General features: G+C 62.7%; 19 protein-coding genes. 9 read left to right on the forward strand and 10 right to left on the reverse strand.

Annotated features, from left to right (window positions below; all coding sequences use genetic code 11):
- Positions 1-34: 34 nt before the first annotated feature.
- Together GL286_RS00080 and GL286_RS00085 are read left to right on the forward strand one after the other, a co-directional pair.
- On the forward strand, positions 35-313 hold the full coding sequence (locus tag GL286_RS00080; RefSeq protein ID WP_246184787.1) for an FAD assembly factor SdhE: 279 nt from the start codon (positions 35-37) through the stop codon (positions 311-313).
- Between the two features lie 100 nt (positions 314-413).
- Positions 414-935: a MarR family winged helix-turn-helix transcriptional regulator gene (locus tag GL286_RS00085; RefSeq protein ID WP_155093525.1), complete on the forward strand. Its 522-nt coding sequence runs from the start codon at positions 414-416 to the stop codon at positions 933-935.
- A gap of 40 nt (positions 936-975) precedes the next feature.
- On the opposite strand, the gene GL286_RS00090 is transcribed toward GL286_RS00085, so the two are convergent.
- Entirely contained in the window at positions 976-1404 is a 429-nt protein-coding gene (locus GL286_RS00090) for a VOC family protein (RefSeq protein ID WP_155093526.1), read from the reverse strand.
- An 807-nt stretch (positions 1405-2211) separates the two neighbouring features.
- Here GL286_RS00090 and nrdH point away from each other — a divergent pair.
- The 6 genes from nrdH (at position 2212) to pdxY (ending at position 7637) form a co-directional block, all read left to right on the forward strand.
- Positions 2212-2433 (forward strand): glutaredoxin-like protein NrdH, encoded by a 222-nt coding sequence (gene nrdH, locus GL286_RS00095; protein WP_155093527.1) that lies wholly within the window; start codon positions 2212-2214, stop codon positions 2431-2433.
- A 6-nt stretch (positions 2434-2439) separates the two neighbouring features.
- Positions 2440-2856 carry a class Ib ribonucleoside-diphosphate reductase assembly flavoprotein NrdI gene (gene nrdI, locus GL286_RS00100; protein ID WP_155093528.1) on the forward strand — a complete coding sequence of 139 codons (417 nt, stop codon included), beginning with the start codon at positions 2440-2442 and terminating at the stop codon, positions 2854-2856.
- Positions 2838-4964, forward strand: a complete 2127-nt coding sequence (gene nrdE, locus GL286_RS00105) for a class 1b ribonucleoside-diphosphate reductase subunit alpha (protein WP_155093529.1) — start codon at positions 2838-2840, stop codon at positions 4962-4964. The genes nrdI and nrdE overlap by 19 nt, the downstream gene beginning before the upstream one ends.
- Before the next feature lie 76 nt (positions 4965-5040).
- The gene (gene nrdF / locus GL286_RS00110; RefSeq protein ID WP_155093530.1) at positions 5041-6012 is read left to right on the forward strand and encodes a class 1b ribonucleoside-diphosphate reductase subunit beta; all 972 of its coding nucleotides are present in this window, start codon (positions 5041-5043) and stop codon (positions 6010-6012) included.
- A gap of 111 nt (positions 6013-6123) precedes the next feature.
- Positions 6124-6804, forward strand: a complete 681-nt coding sequence (locus GL286_RS00115) for an MOSC domain-containing protein (protein WP_155094472.1) — start codon at positions 6124-6126, stop codon at positions 6802-6804.
- Positions 6801-7637, forward strand: coding sequence for a pyridoxal kinase (gene pdxY / locus GL286_RS00120; RefSeq protein ID WP_155093531.1), 837 nt, complete (start codon positions 6801-6803; stop codon positions 7635-7637). The genes GL286_RS00115 and pdxY overlap by 4 nt, the downstream gene beginning before the upstream one ends.
- On the opposite strand, the gene GL286_RS00125 is transcribed toward pdxY, so the two are convergent.
- The 3 genes from GL286_RS00125 to GL286_RS00135 form a co-directional block, all read right to left on the reverse strand.
- Positions 7634-9937, reverse strand: a complete 2304-nt coding sequence (locus GL286_RS00125) for a Tex family protein (RefSeq protein WP_155093532.1) — start codon at positions 9935-9937, stop codon at positions 7634-7636. The two genes, pdxY and GL286_RS00125, sit on opposite strands and share 4 nt — an antisense overlap.
- 101 nt (positions 9938-10038) lie before the next feature.
- The gene (locus GL286_RS00130; RefSeq protein WP_155093533.1) at positions 10039-11382 is read right to left on the reverse strand and encodes a sigma-54-dependent transcriptional regulator; all 1344 of its coding nucleotides are present in this window, start codon (positions 11380-11382) and stop codon (positions 10039-10041) included.
- Entirely contained in the window at positions 11379-13058 is a 1680-nt protein-coding gene (locus GL286_RS00135; protein WP_343038794.1) for a sensor histidine kinase, read from the reverse strand. The genes GL286_RS00130 and GL286_RS00135 overlap by 4 nt, the downstream gene beginning before the upstream one ends.
- A gap of 201 nt (positions 13059-13259) precedes the next feature.
- Here GL286_RS00135 and GL286_RS00140 point away from each other — a divergent pair, with 201 nt between their 5' ends.
- Entirely contained in the window at positions 13260-14624 is a 1365-nt protein-coding gene (locus GL286_RS00140) for a dicarboxylate/amino acid:cation symporter (protein WP_155093535.1), read from the forward strand.
- A gap of 60 nt (positions 14625-14684) precedes the next feature.
- Here the strand turns inward: GL286_RS00140 and GL286_RS00145 are convergent, their stop codons facing one another.
- From GL286_RS00145 to GL286_RS00170, 6 genes are all read right to left on the reverse strand, one after another.
- Positions 14685-15083, reverse strand: coding sequence for an energy transducer TonB (locus GL286_RS00145; RefSeq protein WP_155093536.1), 399 nt, complete (start codon positions 15081-15083; stop codon positions 14685-14687).
- Positions 15084-15174: 91 nt separating this feature from the next.
- Positions 15175-16704 carry a UxaA family hydrolase gene (locus GL286_RS00150; protein WP_155093537.1) on the reverse strand — a complete coding sequence of 510 codons (1530 nt, stop codon included), beginning with the start codon at positions 16702-16704 and terminating at the stop codon, positions 15175-15177.
- An 11-nt stretch (positions 16705-16715) separates the two neighbouring features.
- A complete protein-coding gene (locus tag GL286_RS00155; protein WP_155093538.1) occupies positions 16716-17726 on the reverse strand; it encodes a zinc-binding alcohol dehydrogenase family protein in 1011 nt (336 codons plus the stop codon).
- A complete protein-coding gene (locus tag GL286_RS00160; protein ID WP_155093539.1) occupies positions 17723-19150 on the reverse strand; it encodes a mannitol dehydrogenase family protein in 1428 nt (475 codons plus the stop codon). The genes GL286_RS00155 and GL286_RS00160 overlap by 4 nt, the downstream gene beginning before the upstream one ends.
- Positions 19147-20346 carry a mannonate dehydratase gene (uxuA, locus tag GL286_RS00165; RefSeq protein ID WP_155093540.1) on the reverse strand — a complete coding sequence of 400 codons (1200 nt, stop codon included), beginning with the start codon at positions 20344-20346 and terminating at the stop codon, positions 19147-19149. The genes GL286_RS00160 and uxuA overlap by 4 nt, the downstream gene beginning before the upstream one ends.
- The gene (locus GL286_RS00170) at positions 20343-21398 is read right to left on the reverse strand and encodes an L-idonate 5-dehydrogenase (protein ID WP_155093541.1); all 1056 of its coding nucleotides are present in this window, start codon (positions 21396-21398) and stop codon (positions 20343-20345) included. Before GL286_RS00170 ends, uxuA begins: the two co-directional genes overlap by 4 nt.
- Positions 21399-21402 lie beyond the last annotated feature (4 nt).

Below are 21402 nucleotides of genomic sequence, written 5' to 3' on the forward strand. Positions count from 1 at the left end.
GCCGTGGACAGACAAGCCAAAGGCGAACGAACACATGGAAGAAGCAAGGCTCAAACGGCTGCAGATGCGCAGCTGGCGGCGCGGCATGAAAGAAATGGACCTGATCCTTGGCCCGTTCTCGGACACCGAACTCGAAAAGCTTTCCGCCGCCGATGTGGACCTGTACGAGACGCTGCTGAACGAGAACGATCAGGACATCTATCCCTGGATCACCGCGCGGATCGGCGGAGAGCATCCTGGCCCCAAGGAACTGGTCGGACTGCTGGACGTGATTGCAGGATTCGCGACCGACCGCCTGACGCCAAAATCCTGAAATTTTTAGGTAAACCGGCGGAATCGTCGCGTCGATTAACCAGAGATTCGGAAATCTCGTTCATGGTCGCTGGCAACAAGACCTTGAACGGGATGAACCAATGCCACAGCCCAGCCACAGCCCGGTCCGGCCCGTGCCGTCATTGCGGCCCGCCCCAGACGTGGCACGCGCGGATGCCTATCTGGAAAGCCTGCAACTGCTCGAACGGTTGCACCGTCTGCTTCTGGACCTGATCAAGGACGAGTTCGAGCGATTGGGCCGTTCCGACCTGACTCCGGTACAGGCGCTGCTGATCTATAACCTTGGCGGTTCCGAGGTGACGGCGGGCGAGCTTCGGTCGCGCGGGATGTATCAAGGCTCGAATGTCAGCTACAATCTGAAAAAGCTGGTCGAGTTGGGCTATGTCAGTCACGAACGCTGTGACATGGACCGGCGCGCGGTGCGGGTCCGGCTGACCTCCTCAGGGCAGGATGTCCGTGACCATGTCTGCGCCCTATTCGCCCGCCATGCCGAAGGTCTGGCCCTGTCGGGCGTGTTGGACGATCCGGCGATCGAAGCCGTGAACCTGCAATGGCGCCGGATCGAGCGTTTCTGGCTGGAACAGATCCGCTACATCTACTGAACGAATGACCCGCCAGTTTGTGCTGGCAGGTCAAGTGCGATCACCAGTGACCGGTATTCTGCATGCTGGCCCAGGGTTCTTGCGGCGGCAGGGATTCACCCTCTTGCAGCAATTCGATCGAGACATTGTCCGGGCTACGCACAAAGGCCATATGACCGTCGCGCGGCGGGCGATTGATCGTCACCCCCGCATCCATCAATTGCTGGCACATCTCGTAGATGTTCTCGACCCGATAGGCGAGATGACCGAAATGGCGGCTATCCGAGGGAAGCCCCTCATCGCCGTCCCAGTTATGGGTCAGTTCGACCGGACATTCCGGCTGGCCCGGAGCTGCCATGAACACCAGCGAGAATCTGCCCTTGTCGTTATCGATGCGGCGAATCTCCTCCAGCCCCAGCAGCCGGTAAAACGCCATCGACTTTTCAAGGTCGAGCACGCGGACCATGGTGTGCAGATAGCGAACTTTCATATCGGAATCTCCTGTGTTTCGGGCGACAGAATGGCAGCTTGGCCGGTCCGCAGCAACGCCATGCAGATGATGATATGGCCTTCCATCGAGCGGCCACTGGTGGCAGGCGGCGCAGAACATCTGCAAGCGGGCCGGTCGAACAGCGTCGGACAAATGTGCGGACTGGTGCGCGCGTCACGTGGCAAAAGTCCTGATTCACGCCCCGCTTCGCATCACCAGATTCGGCCCGAATGTGGGCACGGCGCTGCATTGTTCAGGAATGTTGCTCGCAAAACACGCTCGCCCTTTTGCGGGGACGATGGGCAGCCAAAATCGTTTCTGGCCGAAGATATTGAAGTCACAGGAAAGCTTTACGGACCTCACGATCTGAGGCGAAGCAGCGAACCGGCAAGCATGACCGATTATGGAATTTGACGCGATTTTTGCTGTGGACGGATGGGGATCGCATGACTAGAAGCGGCCCCCTCGACCGCCGGATCATGCCATCCTCCGGAGCAAGGCCCCCACAACCATGGACCTTGAATGCGCTTATCCGCACAACCTTTCACAGAATCACGCCCCAGACTGATTAACGGCGCGTTCTTTGTTTGAGCCACAAGATATGGGTAGCGAACGCCATTCGTTATCTATATACTGGGTGAACGCGCCGACGAGGCCATGCGATTCCGGACCCAAATTCGGTCGCCCTTAGGCGTGAATGCAACTGTAGGTAGTTCGCGATTGACTGGTTCCGGCGAGGTTTCCTGCGGGATGTCCGGTTGTCGTCGCTGCCTGCGGGATCGTGACTAATAAAAAGGGACCACAGGCATGAGCATCACCGTCTATTCCAAACCCGCTTGTGTGCAATGCACCGCCACCACGCGCGCGCTGGACGCCCGCGGGCTGAGCTATGACGTCGTGGACCTGACCGAGGATGACGCGGCCATGCAACTGGTCACCTCGCTCGGCTATCGACAGGCCCCCGTCGTGATCGCCGGGGAAGAACATTGGGCCGGCTTCCGTCCCGACATGATCGGCCGTCTTTCCTGACGACCGATGGGCGGGCTGGTCTATTTCTCATCGGCTTCCGGCAACACCGCGCGCTTCGTCGCGCGGCTGAATCTTGAGGCCGCGCGAATCCCGATCTCGCCTTCGGACGAGATGCCAGAACCGGCCACGCCCTATGTCCTCATATGCCCGACCTATGCCGATGGCGAAGGTCGGGGCGCCGTGCCGAAACAGGTCATCCATTTCCTGAACGACGCGACCCGCCGCAAGCTGCTTCGTGGGGTCATCGCCGGGGGCAACCGGAATTTCGGCACGACCTTTGCCCTTGCGGGCAAGGTCATCTCTGACAAATGCAACGTCCCCCTGCTCTATCGATTCGAGCTGGCCGGGACAGAAACCGACATCGCCCGCGTATTGGCCGGGCTGGACAAATTCTGGGGGACAGAATGCTTGACGATGGCGTGAAGGCCGAGCTTGATTATCACGCGCTGAACGCGATGCTGAACCTTTACGACAGTGAGGGTCGCATCCGTTTCGACGCCGATCGCAAGGCCGCGCATCAGTATTTCCTGCAGCATGTGAACCAGAACACGGTCTTCTTCCACTCGCTGGACGAGAAGCTCGATTATCTGGTCGAAGAGGGCTATTACGAGCCCGAGGTGCTGGACCAGTATTCCAAGAACTTCCAGCGCGTGATCTGGGACGCCGCCTTCAAGCGCAAGTTCCGCTTCCCGACCTTCCTTGGCGCGTTCAAATATTACACCAGCTACACGCTGAAGACCCGCGACGGTCAGCGCTATCTTGAGCGCTACGAGGACCGCGTGGTCATGGTCTCGCTGGCACTCGCCCGTGGCGATGAGAAGCTGGCGATGAGCTTCATGGAAGAGATCCTCTCGGGCCGTTTCCAGCCCGCGACGCCGACCTTCCTGAATGCCGGGAAGAAGTCGCGCGGCGAGCTGATCTCCTGCTTCCTGCTGCGTCTGGAAGACAACATGGAATCGATCGGGCGCTCGATCAACTCGGCGCTGCAGCTGTCCAAGCGCGGCGGCGGCGTTGCATTGATGCTGACCAACCTGCGCGAGGCCGGTGCCCCGATCAAAGGCATCGAGAACCAATCCTCGGGCGTCATTCCGGTGATGAAACTGCTGGAAGACAGCTTCAGCTACGCCAACCAGCTTGGCGCGCGTCAGGGCGCGGGCGCGGTCTATCTGAACGCACACCACCCCGACATCCTGCGTTTCCTTGATACCAAGCGCGAGAACGCGGACGAGAAAATCCGCATCAAGACGCTGTCTTTGGGCGTGGTCATTCCCGACGTGACCTTCGAGTTGGCGAAGAAGAACGAGGACATGTATCTGTTCTCGCCGCATGACGTGGAAAAGGTCTATGGCGTGCCCTTCTCGGAGATTTCGGTCACCGAGAAATATGCCGAGATGGTCGATGACAAGCGCATCAAGAAGCGCAAGATCAACGCCCGCGAGTTCTTCCAGACCATCGCCGAGATCCAGTTTGAATCCGGCTATCCCTACATCATGTTCGAAGACACGGTGAACAAGGCGAACCCGGTCCATGGGCGCATCACCATGTCGAACCTGTGTTCGGAAATCCTGCAGGTGAACGAGGCGTCTGAGTTCAACGAGGACCTGTCCTATTCGCATCTGGGCACGGATATTTCCTGCAACCTTGGTTCGCTGAACATCGCCGCGACCATGGACGGGCCGGATTTCGGCGCGACCGTCGAGGCCGCGATCCGCGCCCTGACCGCCGTGTCGGAAATGTCCTCGATCGAGTCGGTGCCGTCGATCCGTCGCGGCAATGACGAGGCCCATGCCGTGGGTCTGGGCCAGATGAACCTGCATGGCTTCCTTGCCCGCGAGCGCATCCATTACGGCTCGCCCGAGGGTGTCGAATTCACCAGCGTTTACTTTGCCGCCGTCGCCTATCACGCGATCCGCGCCTCGAACCTGCTGGCGCAGGAACATGGCTCGACCTTCAAGGATTTCGACAAGTCGAAATATGCCGATGGGTCGTTCTTCGAGAAATACACCTCGCGCGACTGGCTGCCGGTTTCGGCGGATGTGGTGCGGGTGTTTGAAGGCGTGACCCTGCCCACCCGTGAGGATTGGGCGGCGCTGAAAGCTTCGGTCATGGCGAGCGGGCTTTACAACCGCAACCTGCAAGCGGTGCCGCCGACCGGCTCGATCAGCTATATCAACAACTCGACCAGCTCGATCCACCCGATCGTCGCCAAGATCGAGATCCGCAAGGAAGGCAAGATCGGCCGCGTCTATTACCCGGCTGCGTTCATGTCGAACGAGAACCTGGAATATTACCGCGACGCCTATGAGATCGGCCCCGACGCGATTATCGACACCTATGCGGCGGCGACCGAGCATGTCGATCAGGGCCTGTCGCTGACGCTGTTCTTCCCGGCCGAAGCCACGACCCGCGACATCAACCGCGCCCAGATCTATGCGTGGAAGAAGGGCATCAAGACGATCTATTACATCCGCCTGCGCCAGACCGCGCTGGAGGGAACCGAGGTGCAGGGCTGCGTTTCTTGCAGCCTGTGACCCGCGTCGCTGGCGGGGGGCTGTCTGCCCCCCGCACCCCCCGAGGATATTTGAACACAAAAGAAAGGTTCTTCGGATGAAGGATCAAGTGCTGCGGACCCCTTTACGCGCCATCAACTGGAACCGGCTGGACGATGAGAAAGACCTTGAGGTCTGGAACCGCCTGACCGTCAATTTCTGGCTGCCCGAGAAGGTGCCGCTGTCGAATGACGTGCAAAGCTGGGCCACCCTTCGCCCCGAAGAGCGCGAGCTGACCATCCGGGTCTTTACCGGGCTGACGCTTCTGGACACGGTGCAGAACACCATCGGCGCGCCCTCGATGATGCCCGATGCGCAGACCCCGCATGAAGAAGCGGTGCTGTCGAATATCTCGTTCATGGAAGCCGTCCATGCGCGCAGCTATTCGTCGATCTTTTCGACCTTGTGCATGACCAAAGAGGTCGATGAGGCCTTCCGCTGGTCCGAGGAAAACCCGCATCTGCAGGCCAAGGCGCGGCTGATCCTTGACGAATACAAGGCGGGTTCCGACCCGCTGAAGCGCAAGATCGCCTCGGTGTTCCTGGAAAGCTTCCTGTTCTATTCCGGCTTCTATCTGCCGATGTACTGGTCGAGCCGCGCGAAGCTGACCAACACCGCCGACCTGATCCGCCTGATCATCCGCGACGAGGCGGTGCATGGCTATTACATCGGCTACAAGTTCCAGCGCGCTGCCGAGAAGCTGTCCGCCGAAAAGCAGCAAGAGCTGAAGGATTTCGCCTTCGCGCTGATCTTCGATCTTTACGATATCGAGCAGAAATACACCGCCGAGCTTTATGACGGTATCGGCCTGACCGAGGACGTCAAAGCCTTCCTGCATTACAATGCCAACAAGGCGCTGCAGAACCTCGGCTATGAGGCGCTCTTCCCGCCCGCCGCCTGCGAGGTCAACCCGGCGATCATGGCCGCGTTGTCGCCCGATAGCGAGAACCACGACTTCTTCTCGGGTTCCGGCTCGTCCTATGTGATCGGCAAGGCCGTCGCGACCGAAGACGAAGACTGGGATTTCTGATCCGCTTCGCATGATCTGGACGCCCGCCGCTTTGGCGGGCGTTTTCCGTTTTCGAACACGCTTGTAGACGTGGCACGAACGGCTAGTCTGGTGTCCCAAGCCGAGGTCGCCATGCCACAAATCACGCTTCTGACTGGCCGTATCGCCCCTTTGCCGGATACCGATCAGGTCAGCGGCATCGACAAATCCGTTGTTGACCGGCCCTTGCAGCTTGGTACCACCGGGCTTGAGGGCGACGAGCAGGCCGATCTGCGCGTGCATGGCGGACCGGAAAAGGCCGTCCACCATTACCCGTTCGATCACTATGCGGCGTGGCGCACGGATCTTGGCGACCTGCCGATCCTGTCCACGGCGGGCGGCTTTGGCGAGAATATCTCGACCCTTGGCATGACCGAGGACACGGTTTCGGTCGGTGACATCTTCCGGCTCGGCGGCGCCTTGGTGCAGGTCAGCCAAGGTCGGCAGCCCTGCTGGAAACTGACGCGCCGGATCGGGGTCGAGGATATGGCCCGTCGCGTGCAGAAGACCGGACGCACCGGCTGGTATTACCGCGTCTTGCAAGCGGGTCAGGTCGCTCCCGATGACATGATCGAACTGGTGGACAGGGTCGCACCGGACTGGACGCTGCACAGGCTGTGGCACGCGCTTTATATTGACCGGATGAACCTGCGCGAATTGCACGGCATCGCTTCGCTGGACGTGCTGGCCGACGGTTGGCGGCGCTACGCGATCCGGCGGCTGGAAAGCGGTCAGGTCGAGGACTGGTCGCGCAGGCTCGAGGGCGGCGCATGACACCTCCGCTGGTCATCTCGATCCAAAGTCAGGTCGTTCTGGGTCATGTCGGCAATTCCGCGGCGGTGTTTCCGATGCAGGCCGCGGGGCTCGAGGTCGCGGCCATTCCGACCGTGGTCTTTTCGAACACGCCGGATTACGCGACCTTGCGCGGAAGGGCGCTGCCCGCCGATTTCTTTGCGGACCTTCTGCAAGGCGCGTGGGAGCGCGACTTGCCCCAACGCGCCGCTTTTGTCGTGACCGGCTATATCGGCTCGGTCGAGGTCGCGCTACTGGTGGCCGAGTTCATCGCCAAGGCAAAGGAAGCCAATCCCGCCCTAATCTATCTTTGCGATCCGGTCATGGGCGATGACGCACCGGGCCTTTATGTCCCCGAAATCATCGCCGCCGTCCTGAAAGATGACCTGCTACCGCAAGCCGATATCGCGACCCCGAACCCGTTCGAGATCGCCTATCTGACCGGCCAACCGATCAGGGAACTGGCCGATCTGCCCCGCGCATTCGATGCGCTGCATCTGGCCGCAGGCGCGCAACTGATCGCGACAGGCTGCCGCTTGCAGGAAACGGCAAGCGACATGTTGGAAAGCGTCATCCTTGGTCCCGACGGCGTGACACGCCATCCGACCCCGCGCCTGCCGGTGGCGATGGCGGGGACGGGCGATTTGTTTGCGGGCTTGATCACCGCTGCATTGGGTCGCGGTCGCAGCCTGACCGATGCGGTCGAATTCGCTCAGAGGCAAACCTCGCGCGCCTTGGCGCGAGCGGCACAGCTTGGCACGAAAGAAGTGGTCCTGTCGGACCGCGACTTCCGCGCCGCGCTATTGACGCTTTAGTTTTTCCGCAGGGCGTTCAGCAACGCCGCGCCGAATGCCCCCGGCTCATCCTTGGCGGCGGGCTGCGCAGATTTCGGCCCCCGCGCAGGCTGTGCCTTGGGGCTTCGTTCGGCTTGCGCGTCACGCGCGCTGGCCCCGCCATCCTTGCGCATGGTCAGACCGATGCGCTTGCGGGGCACGTCGACCTCGGTCACGCGGACGCGGACCACGTCGCCGACCTTCACCACCTCATTCGGGTCCTTCACGAAACGGTCGGCCAACTGGCTGATATGGACCAGACCGTCCTGATGGACGCCGATATCGACGAAGGCGCCGAAGGCCGCGACGTTGGTCACCGTCCCTTCCAGCGACATGCCGGGTTTCAGATCCTTGATATCCTCGACCCCCTCGGCAAAGCTGGCGGTCACGAAGCTGGGTCGAGGGTCACGGCCGGGCTTTTCCAGTTCCGACAGAATGTCGCGGATGGTCGGCAGACCGAAGTTCTCATCCACGAACTGCTCGGCCCGGACGCCTTTCAGTGCCGCCCCGTCGCCCATGATCTGGCGAATGTCGCGCCCGCAGGCAGCAACGATCTTGCGGGCAACGCCGTAGGCCTCGGGATGGACGGAGGAGGCATCAAGCGGCTCTTTCCCATCTCGGATGCGCAGGAAGCCTGCGCATTGCTCAAAGGCCCGCGGACCCAGACCCGCAACCTTTTTCAGCGCCGCGCGCGAGGCGAACGCCCCTTCGGCATCGCGATGCGCCACGATGTTTTGCGCGAGCGACGGCCCCAGCCCCGCGACATGCGCAAGCAAGGGGGCCGAGGCGGTGTTCAGATCGACGCCAACCGCGTTCACCGCATCCTCGACTACCGCTTCCAAGGTCTTGGCCAATTGGCGCTGGTCCACGTCATGCTGATACTGGCCGACGCCGATCGACTCCGGCGGCACCTTGACCAGTTCCGCCAGCGGGTCCTGCAAGCGGCGGGCGATCGAGACGGCACCCCGCAGCGACACGTCCAGATCGGGGAACTCCTTGGCCGCCAGTTCCGAGGCCGAATAGACCGAGGCCCCCGCCTCGCTGACGATGACCTTGACCGGAGCTTTTACGCTGTCCGGCAGTCGCTTGAGCACGTCGGCCACCATGCGCTCGGTCTCGCGGCTGGCAGTGCCGTTGCCGATGGCGATCAGTTCGACCTTGTGGCGCAGGATCGTTGCAGCCAGCGCGGCCTCGGCCCCGCGCAGGTCGTTCTTGGGTTGGAAAGGATACAGTGTCGCAGTTTCCAGCAACTTGCCGGTCGCATCCACAGCCGCCAGCTTGACGCCGGTGCGAATACCCGGATCAAGTCCGATGGTCACCCTAGGACCAGCAGGAGAAGCCAACAGCAAATCTTTGAGATTGCGCGCGAAAACGCGGATCGCCTCGGCATGGGCGCGGGTCCGCAACTCGGTCAGCAGGTCGATATACATCGTATTCGACAGCCGCACCCGCCACGCCCAACTAGCGACCTTGCGCAGCCAGGCATCGCCGGGCGCGTTCCCCAGACGACCGATGGCCGAGGTCACGATGCCTTCGGCCCGAGCGGTTCCGGTTTCGGCCTCGGGCGCGATTTCGATGGTCAGAATTTCTTCCTTGGCCGCGCGCAGGATCGCCAGCGCCCGATGGCCCGGAATGGCCGACCATTTCTCGACGTGATCGAAATAATCACTGAACTTCGCGCCCTCGGCTTCTTTGCCGGGGGTGACCTTGGCCGTGATCTGGCCCTCGGTCTGCATGAATTCGCGCAGGCGGCCCAGCATCGGGGCATTTTCGGAAAGCTCCTCAACCAGAATGTCGCGCGCGCCGTCCAAGGCGGCCTTCTGGTCCGCGACGTTCTCGGTCAGATAGCTTGCCGCCAGCGCCACGGGATCGGCACCGCGATTGTCTTGGATCGCGCGCAGCAGCGGCTCAAGGCCGTTTTCGCGCGCGATCATCGCCTTGGTCCGGCGCTTGGGCTTATAGGGCAGATAGATGTCTTCCAGCGTAGCCTTGGTTTCCGCCCCGACAATGGCGCGGGTCAATTCATCCGTCAGCTTGCCCTGCGTCTTGATCGATTCAAGGATCGCTTTCCTGCGAGCCTCAAGCTCGCGCAGATAGGCCAATCGTTCGGCCAGATTGCGCAGCTGGGTATCGTCCAGCCCGCCCGTCACCTCTTTGCGGTAGCGGGCGACGAAAGGCACGGTCGCGCCGCCATCCAGCAGACCTGTCGCAGCAACAACCTGCGCGGCAGATGCATTGATTTCATTGGCGATTGTCCGAGCAATCCGGTCGGTGGCGTCCATCCTCAGGCTCCGTTCGACTTCTGGACTGCCGTCTTACCGCGCGGCTTTGCGCAGGCCAAGCACTATCGGCGGGCCAATCCGAATCCCGCCCATGGCACCGTTCAGCTTGGGTCATTGCCGCGAAAATCGGCGGGACGGATGCTGTGACGGGTCAGCTTGTCATAGAACGTCTTGCGCGGAAGTTGCAGGCGTTCCATCGCACGGGTCGCATTGCCCTGAGCCAGACGCAACGCCTCGCGGATCAGGCCCGCTTCGTATTCGGCCATCAGATCGGTCAGCCCGCGCGGCGCATCCGAACCGCCCTGCGCCTCGAAGGGCGACAGACCCAGCGCATGAGCCTCGGCGAATTGACGTAACTCGCGCAGGTTGCCGCGCCAGTCATGCCCCGACAGCCGCGCGCGCACGGTCGGAGTCAAAGCCGGAACCGACACCTCCAGCCGTTCGCAGGCCTCAAGCAGGAAATGGCGGAACAGTTCGGGAATATCCTCGCGGCGATCGGCAAGCGGAGGCAAAGTAAGCGCCACGCCAGACAGACGGTAATACAGATCCGGACGCAACCGCCCCTCGCGCAGCAATTGCGACGGCTCGCCCTCGACCGAAGCGATCACGCGCAAATCCAGCGGTCGCGGCGAGGCTGCGCCAGAGGGCCATAGTTCCCCCGCCTCGATCAGCGACAGCAAGCGGGCCTGCAGGCCGGACCCGAGACTGTCCAACCGATCAAGATACAACGTACCGCGATGGGCCTTTTCCAGCCGTCCCACGCCCCGCCCCGTCCGCCCTGCGGAATCGAGGCCCAACAGCTCGGCATCGAAATGCGCCTCGTCCAGCGCCGCGCAGGCCACATGGACGAAACCGCGCCCCCGTCGCGCGCTTTGCCTGTGGATCGCGCGCGCGATTGTTTCCTTGCCCGAGCCGTTTGGCCCTACCAGAAGCACGTCGCCGTCTGCTTGCGCAATGCGTTCGATATTGTCGCGCAGGTGCTGCATGAAGGGACTTTGCCCGATCAACCGCGTCTCTCGCGCCAGTCGTTCCTGAGCCTTCTGGCGCAGAGTGCGGTTCTCGATCACCAAAGCGCGGGACTGGCAGGCGCGGTTCAGCGCGGCGACCAGACTGTCCGATCCGACCGGCTTGGACAGGAAATCATACGCCCCCTGCTTCAGCGCGGCGACGGCCATGGGCACATCGGCATGCCCCGTCAGCAAGATCACCGGCAGTTCGGCGTCCAGCGACTGGACACGTTGGAACAACTCGAACCCATCCATGCCGGGCATCCGCACGTCGCTCAGGATCACGCCGGGGAAGTCCGCGCCCAGCCCTTCAAGCGCATCGCTGGCCGAAGCGAATGGCTGCACCGTGAAGCCTGCTATCCGCAGGGATTGAACCTGCGCCGCCAGCAGATCGGCATCGTCATCTATCAGGCGGACAATGCGAATACAGTCGGTCATTCGGCCCTCGGAAGATCAAGGATAAAGCTCGCACCCTGCCCCGGCCGCGACGGTGCCGCGCGTAGGCTACCGCCGCATTCGCGGGCGATGTCTTGTGAAATGACCAGCCCAAGACCCATTCCGCTGGGTTTGCTGGTCAGGAACGGGGTGAACAGCTGCGCGGCGATCTCCTCGGGCAGGCCGGGGCCGTTATCCGATACGACGATCCGCACCATGCGGCCCGCCTCGACCGTTACGGTGATCCGGGCATCGGGCGTTTCCGCCAGCGCCTCTTGGGCGTTCTGCAACAAATTGACCAGTATCTGCTCAAGCCGGACCGTTTCCGCAACCACGCGAAGGTCCGAAGGGATCGGCGGCAGTTCGATGCGGACATGCTGCGTGCCCTGACCGCGCGTGGTCAGCAGCAGGGCCGCATCGAATGCATCCGACAACGGGACGGCACCAAGCTCGCCCTTGGCCTTGCGGGCAAAACCGCGCAACTGGTCTGTGATGCGCGAAATGCGCTCGGTCATGCGCCGGATGCTGGACAGGTTGTCAGCCACATCCGAGGTCGCCCCCGTGGACAGCAACGCCTCGCCATTCTCGGCCAATAGCCGGATAGTCGCGAGGGGCTGGTTGACCTCATGCGCGACCCCCGCCGTGATCTGGCCCAAAGCCGCCAGTTTGTTGGCCTGCACCATTTCGGCCTGCAACCGGTCCAGCCGCTGCTCGACCACCTGTCGTTCGCGGATTTCATCCGAGAGTGCGCGGGTCCGTTCATCGACGGCATGCTGCAGATCGGCGCGATAACGGCGCTCGGCCTGCATCCTGCTGATCGTCCTGTGCCGGGCACGCAAGGCAAATCCGCCCAGCACCGCCAGCAGCGTCAGTCCGAAACCAGCCGTTCCGGTCGCAAACAACGCCGCGTAAAGCGCGGGCCGTGCCGAGCCGGTGACGGTCATCACCCAATCCGTGCCCGGAACATCGGTTGATGCCGTCACCGCCATGTTGTCGGCCGCCGACGCCGGAACAAAGCGCCGCGCCGGATCGCTGGACAGGATGATCTGGCCGTTTGCATCCACCACATCCGTGCGGGCTTTCGCGTTTGCCCAATTGCGCTCGAGGCCGTCAAACTCGACCTTGACCACCATTACCCCCAGCGCAGATGCACCACCGTCGTCTGGTGCAACGCTATGCGAAAGATACAGGCCCGCGCGGTTGCTGATCGTGCCCAACGCGAATTGCGTCGCCTCGGCGTTTTGCATCGCCTCGCTGAAATAGTCGCGGAAACTGTAGTCCTGACCGACGAAACTGACCTTCTCATCCCAGTTCGAGGCCGCGATGGCCACACCGTTGCGGTCCAGCAGATAGATCACCGCGCTGTCGGTCTGCTCGCGCAGCCCGTCCAGCTTACGCGACACGCGATCGCGGTTCGTCTGATCCGGCTCAAGCAAAGCGCGGCGAACCAATCCGTCATCCGCCAGCACGGTCGTCACCGCGCGCTGACGCAACAGCACACTCTCGAGCGCCTGCATCCGCGCCCGCATGTCGTTTTCCTGCGCGGCCTTCAGATCGGCCAGCGCGGCGCGGTGGGTGATCTGGAAGCAGGCGCCAAGCACCAGCACCCCCAGAAGTAACGCGACCGCCACCCACGAAACGGGCAACCAGCGACGTATCGAATCATGATCTGGCGACACGTGCGCTTTCCAATCCATGTGTGGATTACCACACTACCAGAATAACGATGTGCGGAAAACCACACGTTTATACGGGACATTCCCGCCCAAATCCCCATGAAATCAGCGCATTGCTGCTATGCGCGGGAAAATTGGGCAGTGCATGCACGACGGTTAACATAGCCGCCACAGAACTGTCATCGCAGGTTGGAGGAGGCCTCAATGCAAATTGACACGTCGGCACAGCCGGCCGCCCACGAACATCGTCCGTTCTATCGTCACCTATACTTCCAAGTGCTGACCGCCATCGTCCTTGGCGCCATGATCGGGCACTTTTTCCCGCAAACCGGCGAGGCGCTAAAGCCGCTTGGCGATGCGTTCATCAAGCTGGTGAAGATGATCATCGCTCCGGTCATCTTCCTGACCATCGTCACCGGCCTTGCCGGAATGGGCACACTGAAAGGCGTCGGCTCGGTCGTCGGCAAGGCGTTCGCCTATTTTCTGACCTTCTCGACGCTGGCTCTGGTCGTCGGGCTGATTACCGCGAATGTCATCCAGCCGGGCGCGGGCATGAATATCGATCCGGCGACGCTGGATGCCAGCAAGGTCTCGGGCTATGCCGAAAAGGCGCATGAGACCTCGCTGACCGGCTTTGTCATGGACATCATCCCGACCACGCTGGTTTCCGCCTTTGTCGAGGGCAACATCCTGCAGGTGCTGTTCGTCGCCATCCTGTTCGGCATCGGCCTGATCCTTGTCGGCGACAAGGCCAAGCCCGTCGTCGCGCTATTCGAGACCCTCAGCCATGTCGTCTTCCGCGTCGTCGACATCCTGATGAAGGCCGCGCCGATCGGTGCCTTCGGGGCCTTCGCCTTTACAATCGGGAAATACGGCATCGCCTCGGTGGTGAATCTGGCGACGCTTGTCGGCACCTTCTACCTGACCTCGGCGCTGTTCGTGATCGTGATCCTTGGCACGGTCTGTCTGGCCAACGGTTTTTCGATCTTCAAGCTGATCGCCTATCTCAAGACCGAGATCCTGCTGGTTCTGGGCACATCCTCGTCCGAATCCGCCCTGCCCGCGCTGATGGAGAAAATGGAGAAAGCCGGCTGCGCCCGCCCCGTCGTCGGACTGGTCGTCCCGACCGGGTATTCCTTCAACCTCGACGGCACCAACATCTACATGACGCTGGCCGCGCTGTTCATCGCACAGGCGACGAACACCGATCTGAGCCTGCAACAACAGGTGCTGCTGCTGCTGGTCGCGATGCTGTCCTCGAAAGGTGCTGCGGGCGTGACCGGCGCTGGCTTCATCACGCTGGCCGCGACGCTTTCGGTGGTGCCGACGGTTCCGGTCGCTGGCATGGCGCTGATCCTTGGCGTCGACCGCTTCATGTCGGAATGCCGCTCGATCACCAACTTCATCGGCAATGCCGTTGCCACGGTCGTCGTCAGCCGTTGGGAAGGCGCGCTGGACCGTGAACAGCTTGACCGCGCCCTGTCGGGTGAGTTGGCCGAAGATGTCCGCCCCGTTTCACAGATCAACGCCCCGGCGGGTCTGCGTCTGGGCGAGGCCAGCGCCGACTGATCCAACCCAGGACGTCCCGCAGAAAGCCGCGGCCTTATGGGTCGCGGCTTTTTCTTTGTTTCAGTTTAGTCTCAAAGGCACGGTCGCAACATAGGACTTTCTCTTCATGTCCGGCGGGAAAGGCGGCATCCGCGGCATCCCCTCGAACGCTTTCACGAAATTCGCCAGTGTCCGTGCCGACAGACCATCGCTGGCCTTGACGATTGCGACATCCGCGAGGCTTCCGTCCGGATTGATCCTGAAGCCAATCGTGACGGTTTCACCCTTGGTCCCCCGCTTCGGACTTTCCAGCACCCACATCCGAGCACTCACATTCAATCCCAGTCGAAGCTGCGCTGCCTTTATCCATTCGGCTTGCGTCCTCGGTGGAGGCAATCCCGATCCTCCGGCCTGTTCGGCAAGGCACGGGGTCGACAACGCCAAGACGACACAAAGTGACGACAGAACGGTGCGCAGCATCGCGAATCCCTTGTGAGTGGCAAAGATCACCGCAGCATCGGAGTTCCGCTGATTCTACGCAAGCACCTGAAGTTATGTCGACTTCCGTGGCTCAGGTCACGATCCCGATCTGCCAAGGCACGAATTCATCCTGCCCGTAGCCCAGAAGCTCGCTTTTCGATTTCATCCCCGAGGCGCAGTCGATCATCATCTGGAAGATGACCTCGCCCAACTCCTCGATGGTCGCCTCGCCTTCGATGATGGTGCCGCAATTGAGGTCCATGTCGTCTTCCTGACGCCGCCACGTCGCCGTGTTCGTGGAAAATTTCAGCGAGGGCGCGGGCACGCAGCCAAAAGCCGAGCCGCGACCTGTGGTGAAGCAGATCAGGTTCGCCCCCGAGGCCACCTGCCCCGTCGCCGAAACCGGATCGTAGCCGGGGCTGTCCATGAAAACCATGCCATGCTCTGTCACCGGTTCCGCATATTCATAGACGCCGCGGAGGTTGGTCGTGCCCGCCTTGGCGACCGCGCCCAGCGACTTCTCAAGGATCGTGGTCAGACCGCCCACCTTGTTCCCGGCCGAGGGGTTGTTGTTCATCTCGGCCCCGCCCCGCGCGGTATGGTCCTTCCACCAGTCGATGCGGGCGATCAGCTTTTCGCCGACCTCCTGCGTCGCGGCGCGGCGCGTCAGCAGGTGTTCGGCACCGTAGATCTCGGGTGTTTCCGACAGGATCGCCGTGCCGCCATGGCTGACGAGAATATCGACCGCGTGGCCCAAGGCCGGGTTGGCGGTGATGCCGGAATAGCCGTCGGAACCCCCGCATTGCAGCCCGACGACCAGTTCAGACACGGGCACCGGCTCACGCGCCACCGCATTGGCCTCGGCCAGCATCGCCTTGATCTGGGCAATGCCATGCTCGATGGTCTTGGTCGTACCGCCCTGATCTTGGATGGTGAAGGCTTTCAGCTTGGCCCCCTCGGCCAGCCCGCCTTGCGCCATGATTTCCGAAATCTGGTTCGTCTCGCAGCCCAGCCCGATGAACAGCACCGCTGCGAAATTCGGATGGGTGGCAAAGCCCGATAGCGTCCGGCGCACGATCCGCATGGATTCGCTTTTGCCATCGACCGCGCAGCCGATGCCATGGGTCAGCGCAACGACACCATCAACATTCGGGAAATCGGCCAATGCCTCCGGGCGGATGTCACGGCGGAAGTGATCGGCGATGGAACGCACCACCCGCGCCGAGCAATTCACGCTCGAAATAATCCCGATGTAGTTCCGCGTCGCAATCCGCCCATCGGGACGGCGATAGCCCATGAAAGTCAGGGGCTCCGTCGCCGGAACCGTGGGCCGGGCATCGACGCCGATGGCGTGGTCCATCTGCACATCGGTCATGGCGAGGTTATGGACATGGATATGCTCGCCCGCGCGGATCGGGGCCGAGGCCAACCCGATGACCTGGTTGTAACGCCGGACCGCCTCACCCGCCGCAATGTCGCGGGTGGCGATCTTGTGGCCGGGGGGAATGTCGCCAAGCGTGGTGATACCTTCCTCGGGCAGGTTGGTTCCTGCGGGAATGGGTTGCGTGGCGATGATGACATCGTCCTCGGGCCGCAGGCGGATGATGCGTGGCGCTGACATGGCTTCGCTCCTTATAGGTCGAGGATGGCCTTGATGACGCCCGCCTCGGGGCGCGACCAATCCTGAAATAGCTGCACCCCGTCCGAGAGGGAACCGCGATGGGTGTTCAACGCGCGGGTCGGGACGCGGCCCGCCCGCATCTGGGCCACAACCTCGGCAAAATCGTCGGGTTGGGCGTTGCGGCTGGCGATCAGCGTGGCCTCGCGTTTGTGGAATTCGGGGTCCGAGAAGCGGATATCCTGCCGCACCACCGACAGCAGCACATAGCGCGCGCCATGAGCGAGGAAGCCGAAGCCGCGCTCGATCGGAGGGGCCGCCCCCGTCGCGTCGATGACCACATCGAACCAGTCGTTATTGGTCAGGCGGGCGGCGTTGGCCTCGGCGTCGGCATCCGCAAAGATGATGGCATCGGTGCCCAGCCTGTCACGCGTGAAGGCCAGCCGGTCCTCGCGCGTGTCCATGACCGTAACATGCGCACCGCGCGCCTTGGCAAAGATGATCGCGGACATACCGATAGGGCCAGCGCCCGTCACCAGCACACGGTCGCGCGCGGTGATCGCGCCACGCTTCACCCCATGCGCCCCGATGGCCAGAAATTCGATCATCGCGGCGTCTTCCAGCGGGATATCTCCGGTCGAAATGACGTTCTGCGCCGGAACCGAGATCAGCTCGGCCATTCCCCCATCGGTGTGGACGCCAAGGACGCGGATGTTGCAGCAGGCGTTGCCAAGTCCGATGCGGCAGGCCTGACATACCCCGCATGAGAGATAGGGCACGATGTAGACGGGATCTCCGGCCCGCAGATGGCTGTCCTCGGAGGCTTCCTCGACCGTGCCGGACAGTTCATGGCCCATCACACGGGGATATTCGAGGAAGGGGTGCTTGCCGCCGAAAATATGGAAATCCGTGCCACAGATGCCGACATGGCGGATGCGGACCAGTACCTCGCCATCGGTGTGCTTGGCATCGGGCCGCGAGATCAGGGCCAGTTGCCCCGGCTGTTCGCAGATAAGCGCTTTCATGGCGTGGTCCTTTCGGTCGGTGGGACGAGTTTCGCGATGGCCTCGTTGACGGCTTGCCGCCACGCCACGCTATCGGCCAAGGCTGCGGGAACTAGTCCCGGCAGGGCCAGAAATGACGCCACGGGATCATCAGCAGACATCGCGCGTATTGCGGCCAGCAATTCCTCGCGCCTTGGGTCATCGACATCCTGCCGCTGCGCAATGGCGGCGATCCACGCGCCGGTTGCCCGCGCGAACGGAGTGACGTCCTGTCCGGCGTTCAACGCATCCAAAGCGGGCGAAAAAATGCGCTGCGGCAACTTCTGCGTCGTATCCATCGCGATCTGGATATTGCGATGCGCGATGGCGGGATTTGCGAAGCGCAGCATCAGATCCCCGGCATAGCGATCAAGATCAATGCCGGGCACCGGATCCAGCGTCAGACGCGCGGCATCCATGTGGGCGCGGGCCTGAATGACCAGTTCGGGAACGGCCATCACGTCGCGGACATGCTCGAGCCCGTGCAGGATGCCCAGATGCGCAATCAGCGTATGGGTGCCGTTCAGCATCCGCAGCTTCATCTTCTCGTAGGGTTCGACATCGGTGACGAAAACCACGCCTGCCTTGTCCCATGCCGGACGACCTAACGGGAAATCATCCTCGATGACCCATTGGATGAACTGCTCGGTCTCGATGGCCAGGGGATCCTCGACCCCGAGTAGCGCCTTGGCGCGGTCGCGGGTGGCCTCCGTGGCGGCGGGCACGATGCGATCGACCATGCTACTGGGAAAGGACACTTCGGTGGCAATCCAATCCGCCAGTTCGGGATCATGCGCGGCAGCGAATTCAAGCGCCAACCGCCGCAGCACCCGACCGTTCGACGGAAGGTTGTCGCAGCATAGCACCGTGAAGGGCGGCACATCCGCAGCCCGTCGCGCGGCGAGCCCCGCGACCAGTAATCCGACCGCGCCGGTCGGCTGCTGCGGATTGGCCAGATCGGCAGCGATAGACGGATGCGCGCGGTCGATGCCGCCCGTCGCGGGATCGATGCCATAAGCCTTTTCGGTGACGGTCAACGTGACGATGCGGATCGCGGGATCGGCTAGTTGGCCAAGCACCGCAAATGAATCGTCGGAGGCGCAAAGCCAGTTCTCGGTCACGCCGATCACCTCGGCGCTGTCGCCGTCGTGACCGCGCGTGATCACGGTATACAGCCCGTCCTGAGCCTCGAGATCGCGGATCGGTTCCGCCCTGCGCAGGTTCACCGCGATAATGCCCCATGCGTCGGGATCGAGGTTCAACGCGCGCTGGGTGAAGACCGCCTGATGCGCGCGGTGGAATGCCCCGAAGCCCAGATGCAGGATGCCCGGCAACAGCGTCGCGCGGTCGAATTGCGGCGTGGCGACCGTCTCGGGCAGGACGGATTGCGAGGAAAGATGGCTCATGCAATGGCCCCCAGACGCGGATGGGACAGCGCGCGCTCGATCCCGCGCAGCTCCGCGAGGCCCTTCAGGCGCCCAATGGCGGGATAACCGGGCTGGGCGCCTCGGGTCAGGTCGTCGAGGATTTCCTGCCCGTGATCCGGGCGGATCGGAATCATGTGATCCTCGCGCCCTTCCTCTCGGCGGCGCTTTTCCTCGGCAAGCAGCGCCGCGATGACCTCGACCATGTCGGTGCCACCTTCGAGATGCTCATCCTCGAAGAAGGAACAGGGGGTGGTGTCGGCCTCGCGCGTGACATTGCGCAGGTGGACGAAATGGATGCGGTCGGCGAAATCGCGGGTGATCTGCGGCAGGTCATTATCGGGCCGCGCGCCGAGCGAGCCGCTGCACAGGGTCACGCCATTGGCACGGGCGTCCACCTGCCCCAGCATATGGGCGTAGTCGTCGCGGGTCGACAGGATGCGCGGCAGGCCCAGAAGCGGCCATGGTGGATCGTCGGGATGGGCGCAGATATTGATGCCGACCTCCTCAGCCACAGGAACCACCTGAGACAGGAAATCGACCAGGTTGCCGCGCAGGCGGCTGGCGTCGATGCCCTGATAGGTGCGCAGTTTTGCCAGAAGCTGGTCGAGCGTGTAGCCATCAGCCGAGCCCGGCAGGCCCGCGCCGATATTGCGGCCAAGCTCGGCGATGCGGGCGTCGGACATGGCTTTGAAGCGGCGGGCGGCCTCGTCGCGCAGGGCTTCGGGGTAGTCCTCGGCAGCGCCGGGACGCTTCAGGATATGCAGATCGAAGGCCACAAAATCGGGCAGGTCGAAACGCATGGCGCGGGCGTGTTGATGCGTCTCCCAGCGCAGATCGGTGCGGGTCCAGTCCAGCACCGGCATGAAATTGTAGCAAACCGTGCGGATGCCGCATTGCGAGAGACGGCGCAGGGTTTCCTGCCAATTCGCGACATGGGTACGCCAGTCGCCGGTCTGGGTCTTGATGTCTTCTGACACTGGCACGCTTTCGACCACGTCCCAAGTCAGGCCGCCGGCCATGACCTCATCCTGTCGCTGGCGGATGCCTTCGACGGTCCAAGCCTCGCCGGTCGGGACATGATGCAGCGCGCTGACGATACCATGCACCCCGGCCTGCAGGGCGTCACGGACCGTCACCTTGTCGACCGGGCCGAACCAGCGCCATGTGTATTTCATTTGAACGGCTCCTCATGGGCGAAGGTCAGTTGCACCTTGCAGGCGATGCTGCGATCCGAGGCCAGATCGAAGGCCTCGCGCGCCTGTTCAAGCGGCAGGCTGTGGCTGATGATCGGGCGCACGTCGATGGCCCGAGCGCCGATCAGACTGACCGCCTGAGCGAACTCGGCATGGAAACGCTGCGAGCCGCGCCAGGTGATTTCCTTGCCCACCAGCGCACTGAGCGGGATGGTCATGTCGCCGGTGACGCCGACCTGAATGATCGTGCCACGCGGGCGGATCGCGGTGAAAGCGGTGCGCAGCGCCGGACCCGCCGCCGAGCAGTCAAAGATCAGGTCGATCTGGCCCTTCTCCTTTTGCAGTGGCTCCAGCGCGTCGGGTTCGCTGGCGACATTGATCGTGCTGGTCGCGCCCATCGCGCGGGCACGATCAAGTGCGGCATCGGTCAGGTCCGTGACGATGACCTCATCCGCGCCGTGATGGCGCAGGGCGGCCAGAACCAGCAGACCGATCGGCCCGGCCCCGGTGACCATGATCCGCTTGGCGGAAAGGTCGGGGGCTTGCGCCACCGCGTGCAGGCAGACGGCGAGGGGTTCGGCGCAAGCGGCCTCGCCCTCGGTCACGCCTTCGGGGAAGGCATGGACCTGACGGGCGGGAACCGTCATCAGGTCACGGAACATCCCCTGCTCATGCGGCAGGCGCATGGCCGAGCCGATGAAATGCATGTCCAGACAATGGATAGGCATGTCTCGTTGGCAATACTCGCAGTTCCCGCAAGGCTGGGATGGGCTGACCGCGACCAGCGTGCCGCGGGCCAGATCGACCCCCTCGCCCGCCTCGATCACGCGACCCGACGCCTCGTGCCCCGAGATGATCGGCTCACGGACCCGAACGGGACCGAAGCCTCCGTCGTGGTAATAGTGCAGATCCGAGCCACATATCCCGCCTGCAGCCATTGCCAGCAACACCTGTCCGGGACCGGGGCGCGTTGCCTCTTGGGTTTCGACACGAAGGTCGTGGGCTCCGTAAAGCCGTGCTACCCGCGTTTGCATGGCT

It is taken from the genome of Paracoccus aestuariivivens (assembly GCF_009711225.1).
Taxonomy (GTDB): Bacteria; Pseudomonadota; Alphaproteobacteria; order Rhodobacterales; family Rhodobacteraceae; genus Paracoccus; species Paracoccus aestuariivivens.

Bases quoted from the DNA above. Each gene is read 5' to 3' on its own strand.
- pdxY (WP_155093531.1), top strand. From the start codon at position 6,801: ATGACACCTCCGCTGGTCATCTCGATCCAAAGTCAGGTCGTTCTGGGT.
- GL286_RS00160 (WP_155093539.1), bottom strand. From the start codon at position 19,150: ATGAGCCATCTTTCCTCGCAATCCGTCCTGCCCGAGACGGTCGCCACG.
- GL286_RS00150 (WP_155093537.1), bottom strand. From the start codon at position 16,704: ATGTCAGCGCCACGCATCATCCGCCTGCGGCCCGAGGACGATGTCATC.
- GL286_RS00155 (WP_155093538.1), bottom strand. From the start codon at position 17,726: ATGAAAGCGCTTATCTGCGAACAGCCGGGGCAACTGGCCCTGATCTCG.
- GL286_RS00145 (WP_155093536.1), bottom strand. From the start codon at position 15,083: ATGCTGCGCACCGTTCTGTCGTCACTTTGTGTCGTCTTGGCGTTGTCG.
- GL286_RS00115 (WP_155094472.1), top strand. From the start codon at position 6,124: ATGCCACAAATCACGCTTCTGACTGGCCGTATCGCCCCTTTGCCGGAT.
- nrdE (WP_155093529.1), top strand. From the start codon at position 2,838: ATGCTTGACGATGGCGTGAAGGCCGAGCTTGATTATCACGCGCTGAAC.
- GL286_RS00130 (WP_155093533.1), bottom strand. From the start codon at position 11,382: ATGACCGACTGTATTCGCATTGTCCGCCTGATAGATGACGATGCCGAT.
- GL286_RS00170 (WP_155093541.1), bottom strand. From the start codon at position 21,398: ATGCAAACGCGGGTAGCACGGCTTTACGGAGCCCACGACCTTCGTGTC.
- nrdH (WP_155093527.1), top strand. From the start codon at position 2,212: ATGAGCATCACCGTCTATTCCAAACCCGCTTGTGTGCAATGCACCGCC.
- GL286_RS00090 (WP_155093526.1), bottom strand. From the start codon at position 1,404: ATGAAAGTTCGCTATCTGCACACCATGGTCCGCGTGCTCGACCTTGAA.
- GL286_RS00140 (WP_155093535.1), top strand. From the start codon at position 13,260: ATGCAAATTGACACGTCGGCACAGCCGGCCGCCCACGAACATCGTCCG.
- GL286_RS00085 (WP_155093525.1), top strand. From the start codon at position 414: ATGCCACAGCCCAGCCACAGCCCGGTCCGGCCCGTGCCGTCATTGCGG.
- nrdF (WP_155093530.1), top strand. From the start codon at position 5,041: ATGAAGGATCAAGTGCTGCGGACCCCTTTACGCGCCATCAACTGGAAC.
- uxuA (WP_155093540.1), bottom strand. From the start codon at position 20,346: ATGAAATACACATGGCGCTGGTTCGGCCCGGTCGACAAGGTGACGGTC.
- nrdI (WP_155093528.1), top strand. From the start codon at position 2,440: ATGGGCGGGCTGGTCTATTTCTCATCGGCTTCCGGCAACACCGCGCGC.
- GL286_RS00080 (WP_246184787.1), top strand. From the start codon at position 35: ATGGAAGAAGCAAGGCTCAAACGGCTGCAGATGCGCAGCTGGCGGCGC.
- GL286_RS00125 (WP_155093532.1), bottom strand. From the start codon at position 9,937: ATGGACGCCACCGACCGGATTGCTCGGACAATCGCCAATGAAATCAAT.